Annotated in this window: 1 protein-coding gene; it reads right to left on the bottom strand. The window is 72.1% G+C overall.

The features are described from left to right. A partial coding sequence (locus tag ABZU75_RS42675) for a type I polyketide synthase (RefSeq protein ID WP_355567944.1) occupies window positions 1–10654 on the bottom strand: 10654 nt, incomplete at its 3' end. Window positions 10655–10699 lie beyond the last annotated feature (45 nt).

Raw genomic sequence — 10699 nt, 5'->3', positions numbered from 1 at the left:
CGTACCCCAAGCCCTCCTCCGCCAGCTCCTCATACAGCCCGTCCAGCTCGATCACGGACGCGCCGGCCGGCGGCCACACCGCCACATCGAACGGCTCGGCAGGCGAAGCACCCGTGGTGAGAACACCGGTCGCGTGCCGCACCCAGGGCTGGTCCGGCGCGTCAGCCGACCGGGCGTAGATCGCCAGGTTCCTGCGGCCTGTCTCGTCGGATGCGCTCACCACCACCTGGACGGCGACGGCATCGTCCGTACCGAGCACCAGCGGGGCGGCCAGGGTGAGTTCCTCCACCCGGTCGCAGCCGACCTGATCCGCCGCCCGGATCGCCAGCTCCAGGAACCCGGTGCCGGCGAACAGCGCCGTACCGGCCACCACGTGATCACCCAGCCACGAGTGCGACGCGAGCGACAAACGACCGGTCAACAACACCCCATCCGAGTCGGCCAGGCCCACCGCCGCACCCAGCAGCGGATGCCCCGTCGCCGCCTGCCCCAGCGCACGAGCATCGCCACCCTGCTTCGGGCCCGGCCAGAACCTCTGGTGCTGGAAGGCGTAGGTCGGCAGCTCCACCGGGCGGCCACCGGCCAGCGCACTCTGCCAGTCCACCGCCACCCCGCGGACGAACAGCTCGGCCGCCGAGACCAGCACCCGGTCCATGCCGCCCTCGTCACGGCGCAACGTCCCGGCCACCACCGCGGTGACCCCCGCCTCGTCCACCGCCTGCTCGATCCCCAGCATCAGCAACGGATGCGGGCCGACCTCGACGAACGCCCGATACCGCTCCTCCAGCAACCGCTCGATGGCCGGCGCGAACTCCACCGTCCGCCGCACGTTCTCATACCAGTAGCCGGCATCCAGCTCCGTGCCCTCCAGCCACCGCCCGGTCGCGGTCGACAGCATCGGCACTCGCGCCGCACGCGGCGCCACCTCCGCCAGGTCCACCAGCAGATCGTCACGGAACCGCTCGACCTGAGGCGAATGCGCGGCGAAGTCCGCACCGGCCAACTGCCAGCGCATCACCCCATCGGCGGACAACCGCCGCTCCAGCACCCGCATCGCATCCGGATCACCGGCCACCGTCACCACCCGAGGCCCGTTGACCGCCGCGATCGCCACCCGGTCCAGCAAGCCCTCGGCGACCAGGGCCGCGCGCACCTGCTCCACCGGCGCCATCACCGACAGCATCACCCCATGCCCGGACAGCCGCTCCCCGATCAACCGGCTGCGCAACGCCACCACCCGGGCACCGTCCTGCACCGACAGGCCACCCGCCACCACCGCCGCCGCGATCTCACCCTGCGAATGCCCCACCACCGCGTCCGGACGAACCCCCAGCGACTCCCACACCGCCGCCAGCGACACCATCACCGCGAACGACACCGGCTGCACCACATCCACCCGATCCAGCCCCGGCGCACCCTCCACCTGCCGGACCACATCCAGCAACGACCACCCCGACCAGTCCACGAACGGCTCCAGCGCCGCCGCGCACTCGGCCATCCGCCCCGTGAACACCGCCGACTCCTCCAGCAGCGCGGCACCCATGCCCACCCACTGCGCCCCCTGGCCCGGGAACACCCACACCGACTTCCCATCGACGTCCGCCACACCCGCGACCACGCGCGTCGCCGACTCACCGGAAGCCATCGCGGCCAGCCCCGCCAGCAGCTCCTCATGACCGTCTCCGATGACCACGGCCCGATGCTCGAAGAGCGACCGCGACACCACCAGCGAGGAGCCCACATCCACCAGGTCGAGATCACGGTGCGCCTCCAGGTGCGCACCCAGGCGACCCGCCTGATCGTGCAGCGCCTGGCCGGTCTTGCCCGAGATCACCCACGGCACCACACCCGCCGTCGGCGCCATGTCCTCCACCCGCGGCTCGGCCTGCGGCGCCTCCGGACCCTGCTCCAAAATCATGTGCGCGTTCGTGCCGCTGACCCCGAACGACGACACACCCGCCCGGCGCAGCCAGCCCGTCTGCGGCCACTCCACCGCCTCGGTCAACAGCTCCACCGCACCCGAGGCCCAGTCCACATGCGAGGACGGCGTATCAACATGCAACGTCTTCGGCACGATGCCGTGCCGCATCGCCATGATCATCTTGATCACACCCGCGACACCAGCCGCCGCCTGGGTGTGCCCGAGGTTCGACTTGATCGACCCCAGCAGCAGCGGCCGATCCTCATCTCGCTCCTGGCCGTAGGTGGCCAGCAACGCCTGCGCCTCGATCGGGTCACCCAACGTCGTGCCCGTTCCATGCGCCTCGACCACGTCCACCTCGGCCGACGACAGCCCCGAAGCGGCCAGCGCCTGGCGGATCACCCGCTGCTGCGACGGACCGTTCGGCGCGGTCAACCCGTTCGACGCACCGTCCTGATTGATCGCCGAACCACGTAGGATCGCCAGGACCTGGTGACCGTTGCGCTGAGCGTCCGACAGCCGCTCCAGCACGAGCACGCCCACACCCTCAGACCAGGTCGTGCCGTCAGCGGTGTCGGCGAACGCCTTGCACCGGCCGTCCGACGACAGCCCACCCTGACCGCTGAAATCGACGAACACCAACGGCGACGCCATCACCGTCACGCCACCGGCCAAGGCCAGACTGCATTCACCCGATCGCAGGGCCTGCGCGGCCATGTGCATCGCCACCAGCGACGACGAGCAAGCGGTGTCCACCGTCACCGCCGGGCCCTCCAACCCCAACGCGTACGCGACGCGACCAGTGACGACGCTCCCAGCGCTGCCGTTGCTGACGAAGGTCATCGCCTCCGGCGGGAACTCGGCACTCGTCCCGTAGTCGTGGTAGAGCACCCCGGCGAACACGCCGGTACGGCTACCGCGCAGCGAGACCGGGTCGATCCCCGCTCGCTCGATCGCCTCCCAGGACGTCTCCAGCAGCAACCGCTGCTGCGGGTCCATCGCCAGCGCCTCGCGCGGCGAGATGCCAAAGAACCCCGGGTCGAATTCGGCCGCGTCGAAGAGGAACCCGCCCTGGAAGTCCAGCTCGCCGCGCGTCTGCCAGCCTCGGTCCCGTGGCAGCGGGGAGATGGCGTCCTGGCCTCCGGCGACCAGCCGCCACAGGTCCTCCGGAGAGCTCACCCCGCCCGGATAGCGGCAGGCCATCGACACGATCGCGATCGGATCGTCCGCCACCGGCAGCACCGCCGACGGCACCCCCGCACGCACCTGCTCGCCCAGCAACTCCGCCAGCAGGAAGTCCGCCAGGACGGCCGGCGTCGGGTAGTCGAAGACCAGCGTCGCCGGCAGGTTCAAGCCGGTCGCGGCACGGAGCGCGTTACGGAATTCGACCGAGGTCAGCGAGTCGAACCCGAGATCCTTGAAGGCCCGCTCAGTCTCGATCGCATCCGCGTTGGGGTGCCGCAGCACTACGGCGACCTGCTCGCGGACCATGTCCCGCAGGACCTGCGACCGCTCGCCCGCCTCCAGCTCACGCAGCCGCGCCCGCAGGGCGGAAACGGCCGACTGCTCCTCTTCCCGGACGGTACGGCCCGCCTCGACCAGGCTCAGCACCTCCGGCAGATCGCCGAGCAGGGCGCTCTGCCGTACGGCGGTGAACGTCAGGGCGAACTGCTCCCAGGCGATATCCGCGACCGCCACGGTCGCGTCCCGGTGCGCGACCGCCCGCCACAGCGCGGTGACGGCCGCTCCCGGCCCCATCGCCCGCACGCCACGCCTGGACAGATAGTCCTGTGCCCCGTCGGCGGCGGCCATGCCATCCCCGACCCATGGGCCCCAGGCGACCGAGGTCGCCACTACCCCGCGCGCCCGACGCCGGTCGGCCAGAGCGTCAACAGAGGCGTTGGCGGCGGCGTAGGCGGCCTGGCCACCGCTGCCCCACACCGCGGCGATCGAGGAGAACGTTACGAAGAAGTCGAGCTCGCGGTCGCCCAGCAGCGCGTCGAGGTTCAGCGCGCCGACGACCTTCGCCCGCATCACCTCGGCCAGCTCGGCGGCGTCCAGCCCGTCCAGGTTGTTCGCCGGGCTGATGCCTGCGGCATGGACGACCCCGGTCAGCGGGTACTCAGCCGGGATGTCGGCCAGCACCGTCGCGAGTGCGTCCGCATCGGCCACGTCGCATGCCACGATGCTCACCCGGGCACCCAGCGCGGTCAGCTCATCGCGCAGCTCGGCCGCACCGCCTGCCGCCATGCCCCGCCTGCTGGTCAGTACGAGATGTTCGACGCCCTGGGCGGCCAGCCACCGGGCCACGTGAGCACCGAGCGCGCCGGTGCCACCGGTGATCAAGACCGTGCCGCGCGGTCGCAGCGTGGCGTCAGTGCCCCGGTAAGGGGCGTGAGCCAACCTGCGGCCGTAAACGCCGGTCGAGCGGATCGCCACCTGATCCTCGGAGCCGGGCACGGTGAGGACGCCCGCCAGCCAGGTCACCACCCGCTGGTCCAGCGTCTGGGGAAGGTCGATCAGGCCACCCCATCGCTGGGGGTACTCCAGCGCGGCCACCCTGCCGAGGCCCCACACGCCCGCCTGAGCCGGGATCGGCGCCGTGTCGGACCGCCCGAGCGAGACCGCGCCCTTCGTGACACACCACAGTGGCGCCTCGACACCGGCATCGCCCAGTGCCTGCAGCAAGGTCATCGTCAGCGCCGAGCCGTCCGAGACACCCGGCTCCGTGGTCTCACCCAGCGCCAGCAGTGACACCACCCCGGCCGGCTCCGCGTCGGCGCCGAGGCGCTCGCGTACCTGCTCGGCGAGCGCGGCCCGGTCCTGGCCGGATACGTCCAGCCGTACGGCCGCCGCCCCGAACATCTGGACCACGGACTCCGACCAGGCATCGCCGGCCGGCTCCGCGGGCACCACGACCAGCCAGGTGCCCGGCACGACGGCGGCCGAGACGCTGGTCAGTGGCTTCCAGATGACACGGTATCGCCAGGAGTCCGCGACGGACGTCTCGCGTCGGGCTCGTCGCCACGACGTCAGCGCCGGCAGCACCGCGCCGAGCGTCTCCTGCTCCACGTCCAGCCGCGCCGCGAGGGACTGGAGATCCTCACGCTCAATGGTGGCCCAGAACTCCGCGTCCACCGGATCCGCCACGGCGGCACCCCTGGCGGGGGCACCGGTCTCGGGCCAGAACCGCTGGTGCTCGAAGGCATAGGTGGGCAGGTCGACCCGGCGCCCGCGCGGCAGCACCGTCTGCCAGTTCACCGGCACGCCGTGCACGTGTAGACGAGCCAGCGCCTCGGTAACGGCCTGGTGCTCGTCCCGGTCCCCGCGCAGCACCGGCACCACTACCGTGTGCGACTCAGATGCCTCCGGCTCGGTCGCGAGAGTGTCCTGGGCCATGGCGGCGAGCACACCGTCCGGGCCGAGCTCCAGGTAGGCCCGGACGCCCTGGCCGTGCAGGGTGCGGATGCCGTCGGCGAAGCGGACCGCGCCGCGGACCTGGTCCACCCAGTAGTCCGGCGAGCACAGCTGCTCGGCCGTGGCCGCCTGCCCGGTCAGGGTGGACACGATCGGAATCCTCGGCGCGCCGTAGGTGAGCCTGCTCGCCAGCGTGCGGAAGTCCTCCAGCATCGGCTCCATCAACGGCGAGTGGAATGCATGCGACACCCGCAACCGTCGCGTCTTGATCCCGCACTCCTCCAGTACCGCGACGATCGCGAGCAGCGGCTCCTCGACTCCGGCGATCACCACCGAGGCCGGACCGTTCACGGCCGCGATCGACACCTGGTCTTCGCGGCCGGCCAGCAGCTCGGCGACCTGCTCCTCGGAGGTCTGCACCGCCACCATCGCCCCACCGGCCGGCAGCGCCTGCATCAACCGCGCCCGGCCCGCCACCAGCACACACGCATCGGCCAGCGACAGCACCCCGGCCACATGCGCCGCGGTGATCTCCCCGATCGAGTGCCCGGCCAGCACTTCGGGCCGCACTCCCCACGAGGAGACCAACCGGAACAGGGCGGTCTCCACCGCGAACAGGGCCGGCTGCGCCCACCCCGTCTGGTCCAGCAACCCGGCCTGGTCACCGTCCGGCTCGGCGAACAGCACCTCGCGCAGCGGTCCGTCAAGCATCGGGTCCAGCTCGGCGATCACCTCGTCCAACGCCTGCGCGAACACTGGGAACCGCTCGTACAGCTCCCGGCCCATCCCCGCCCGCTGGCTGCCCTGACCGGTGAACAGCACCGCGAGCCTCGGCTCCGCTCCCGCCACGCCGCGCACCACACCCGCGCTCGGCCGGTTCTCGGCCAGGGCGTCCAGTCCGGCCAGCACCCCATCGCGATCGGCGGCCAGCACCACCGCCCGATGCTCGAACGCCGGACGGGTCGTGGCCAGCGAGAACGCGGTATCGGCCAGCGCGACCTCACCGCGGTCCCCCACATGCGAGGCCAGCCGCCCGGCCTGCGCCCGCAACGCCTCCGCCGTACGGGCCGACACCAACACCGGCAGCACATCCGCGGCCGGTGCCTCGTCCCGCGGCACCGTTCCGGCCTCGATCTGCGGAGCCGCCGGCCCCTGCTCCAGGATGACGTGGGCGTTGGTGCCGCTGATTCCGAACGACGACACCCCGGCCCGGCGCGGATGGCCGGTCTCCGGCCACTCGGTCGCCTCGGTCAGCAGCTCCACCGCTCCCGAGGTCCAGTCCACGTGCGAGGACGGCGCGTCCACATGCAGTGTCCTGGGCAGCACTCCGTGCCGCATCGCCATGACCATCTTGATCACACCGGCCACCCCGGCGGCCGCCTGAGTGTGACCGATGTTCGACTTGACGGCCCCCAGCAGCAGCGGCCGGTCGGTCTCACGGTTCTGCCCGTACGTGGCCAGCAGCGCCTGAGCCTCGATCGGGTCACCCAGCCTGGTGCCGGTGCCGTGCGCCTCGACCGCGTCCACCTCGGACGGCGACAACCCCGCGCCGGCCAGAGCCTGGCGGATCACCCGCTGCTGCGAAGGACCGTTAGGCGCGGTCAGACCGTTGGACGCGCCGTCCTGGTTGATCGCCGAACCACGCACGATCGCCAGGACCTCGTGGCCGTTGCGGCGGGCGTCCGACAGCCGTTCCAGTACCAGCACGCCCAAGCCCTCGGACCAGCTGGTGCCGTCCGCGCCGTCGGAGAACGCCTTGCACCGGCCATCAGGCGCCAGCCCTCCTTGGGCGCTGAAGCCGATGAACCCGAGCGGGGTGGTCATCACCGTGACACCGCCGGCCAGCGCCAGGCCGCACTCGCCCGAGCGCAGCGCCTGCGCCGCCATGTGCATCGCGACCAGCGACGACGAGCAGGCGGTGTCCACCGTCACCGCCGGGCCCTCCAGGCCCAGGGTGTAGGACAGGCGACCCGACAGCACGCTGGCCGCCATGCCGGTGATGGCGTGACCCTGTACATCCGCCTGAGCGTTCATCACCAGGCTCGCGTAGTCCTGGCCGTTGGTGCCCACGAACACACCGGTGGAGCTGCCCTTCAGCGAGACCGGGTCGATGCCGGCCCGCTCGACCGCCTCCCACACCCCCTCCAGCAGCAGCCGCTGCTGCGGGTCCATCGCCAGCGCCTCACGCGGCGAGATCCCGAAGAATCCGGCGTCGAATCCGGCCACATCCGCCAGGAACCCACCCTGACCGGTCGCACTACCGCCCTGACCATTGGAGCCCCCCGCCGACAGCATCTCCAGATCCCAGCCCCGATCGGCGGGGAAGGGCGAGATCGCGTCCTCGCCCTCGGACAGCAACCGCCACAGCTCTTCCGGCGAGTTCACCCCACCGGGGAACCGGCAGCTCATCCCCACGATCACGATCGGATCGTCCGCCACCGACGCTCTCGGTCCGGCCACCCTGCCCGACGCCACCGCCAGGTCCTGCCGGCCCAGCAGCTCCGACACCAGGAACCGCGCCAGCACGATCGGCGTCGGGTAGTCGAACACCAGCGTCGCCGGCAGCCGCAGCCCGGTGACGCCGTTGAGCCGGTTACGCAGCTCAACGGCGGTGAGGGAGTCGAAGCCGAGCTCGCGGAACTCGCGTCCGGGTTGGACGGCCTCTCCCGAGGCGTGCCCCAGTACCGCCGCCGCCTGGGCGCGCACCAGGTCCACCACCAGCCGCACCTGCTCGGCCTCACCCAGCCCCGCCAGCCGCCGTACCAGCTCCGCGTCCCCGCCCACGGGGACGGAGACCGCCGACCGGCGGCCAGCGCGCACCAGGCCGCGCATCAGGTGCGGCACCTCGGGGAACGTGCGCAGCACCGACAGCTCCAGCCGCGCGGCCACCAGCGCCGCGTGCTCCGACGCGGCAGCCAGCTCGAACATCGCGAGCCCCTGCTCGGCCGACAGCGCCGGCATCCCCGCCCGCGCCATCCGCTGCAGATCTATCGTCCCCAGCCCGCCGGTCATCCCGGTCTCCTGCGCCCACAAGCCCCAGGCCAGCGACGATCCAGACAGCCCTTCGGCCCGGCGTAGCTGGACCAGCGCGTCGAGGAACGCGTTCGCCGCCGCGTAGTTGCCCTGCCCGGCGTTGCCCGTCACCCCCGCCATGGAGGAGAACAGCACGAACGCCGCGAGGTCCAGGTCCCTGGTGAGCTCGTGCAGGTGCCAGGCCGCGTCCGCCTTCGGACGCAGCACCGTCTCCAGCCGCTCGGGCGTCAGCGACGGAATCGTGCCGTCGGCCAGCACACCGGCGGTGTGGATGACCGCGGTCAGCGGGTGCTCGTCGTCCACCTGTGCCAGCAGGGCCGCCACCGCGTCCCGGTCGGCCATGTCGCAGGCGGCGATCGTTACCTCGACACCGTGTGCGATCAGCTCGGCCTGCAGCTCCACCGCGCCCGGAGCCTCCAGGCCTCGGCGGCTGGTCAGCAGCAGATGCCGCATACCCCGCTCGGCCACCACATGCCGCGCGAACAGCGCGCCCAGACCACCGGTGCCACCGGTGATCAACACCGTGCCCTCCGGATCCCAGGCACCGGGGTTGTCACCGGAGACATCCGCCCCGACATCACCGGGCAGCACCCGCGCCAGACGCGGAACCCACACCTCCCCCTCGCGTACCGCCACCTGCGGCTCGCCCGAGGCCAGCACCCCGAGCAGTGCGTCGAGCAGGGCCGGCCGCGAGGACTCCTGATCATCCACGTCGACCAGCACGAACCGGCCCGGGTTCTCCGACTGGGCGCTACGGACAAGACCCCACACCGCCGCCGTGACCGGGTCCGGTACCGCCTCACTCTGTGCACCCTGCGCGCCGGCACCGGTCACGACCGCATCCCGGGTGAGAACCACCATCCGGGAGTCGCTGAAGCGTTCATCGGCCAGCCACCGCTGCAGCAGGTCCAGAACGCGGGCGGTCAGTTCATGCGCCGATTCCACCACCCCGGCCGCCGGGTCGGAGACCGCCTCCGTCACCACCACTGCCGGGACCGGACCCGCCTCAACCAGCGACGCCAGGTCCGCGTGCACCGGCGGCAAAGCGCCACCCGCGTCGTCATCGGACGCCCGCAACGCCGCCGCGACACCCAGCGTGTCCAGACCAAGCAGCGCCACCGGTACCTGATCGGCTTCCGGCAGGCCGCCTGCCACGGCCCATTCCACCCGGAACAGCGTGTCTCGCCCGGCCCCGTGACCATCGGAGACCCCCAGCTGCTCGGCCGAGACCGGCCGCAGCACCACCGACCGCGCCGACACCACCGGCGCACCCGTCACATCCACCGCGCTCAGCGACACCGCATCGCCGCCCACCCTGGCCAGCCGCACCCGCAGCACCGACGCCCCGGCCGCGTGCAGGCACACCTCACCCCAGGAGAACGGCAACCGGCTCCCCTCCACCGGCTCCAGCCCGGCGAAGGTCACCGCGTGCAACGCCGCGTCCAGTAGCGCCGGGTGCAACCCGAACGAACCGGCCCCGCTGACCTGTTCCGGCAAACTCAGCTCGGCGAAGACTTCACCGTCAGCGCCCCGCCAGGCTGCCCGCAGCCCCTGGAACGCCGGGCCATAGGCGAACCCCTCCTCGGCCAGATCGTCGTACAGCCCCTCCAGCTCGATGGCGGTCGCGCCGGCCGGCGGCCACACCGCCGCATCGAACGGCACGGCTTCCGGAGCACCGGCCGCGAGCGTACCGGTCGCGTACCGTACCCAGGGCACCTCATCGGCCGCGTCCGCCGGGCGGGCGTACACGTTCACCGGCCGGTGGCCCGTCTCCTGGGCGGCGCCCACCCACACCTGCACCGCAACCGCGTCACCCTCGCCCAGCACCAGGGGCGCGTCCAGGGTCAGCTCCTCCACCAGCTCACAGCCGACCTGGTCACCGGCCCGCACGGCCAGCTCCACGAACGCCGCGCCCGGCACCAGCACCGAACCCGCCACCACGTAATCGGCCAGCCACGGCTGCGACCGCAGCGACAGCCGTCCGGTCAGCACCACCCCATCGGAGTTGGCCAGCGGCATCGCCGCGCCCAGCAACGGGTGATCCGTCGCGGCCAGCCCCAGCACCCGAGCATCCCCACTCTGCCGCGCGTTCGGCCAGAACCGCTGATGCTGGAAGGCATAGGTGGGCAGGTCGACGCGGCGAGCACCCGGGAAGAGGGCCTGCCAGTCGACCTGCACGCCGCGGACGAACAGCTCGGCCGCCGAGACCAGCACCCGCTCCAGGCCACCGTCCTCGCGGCGCAACGTCCCGGCGATCACGGTGGTGGCATCCGTCTCGTCCACGCACTCCTGAACCCCGACCGTCAGCACCGGATGCGGGCTCACCTC

Source organism: Streptosporangium sp. NPDC005286 (genome assembly GCF_040607515.1).
Lineage (GTDB): Bacteria > Actinomycetota > Actinomycetes > Streptosporangiales > Streptosporangiaceae > Streptosporangium.
This window is presented reverse-complemented; position numbering and strand designations above follow the sequence as displayed.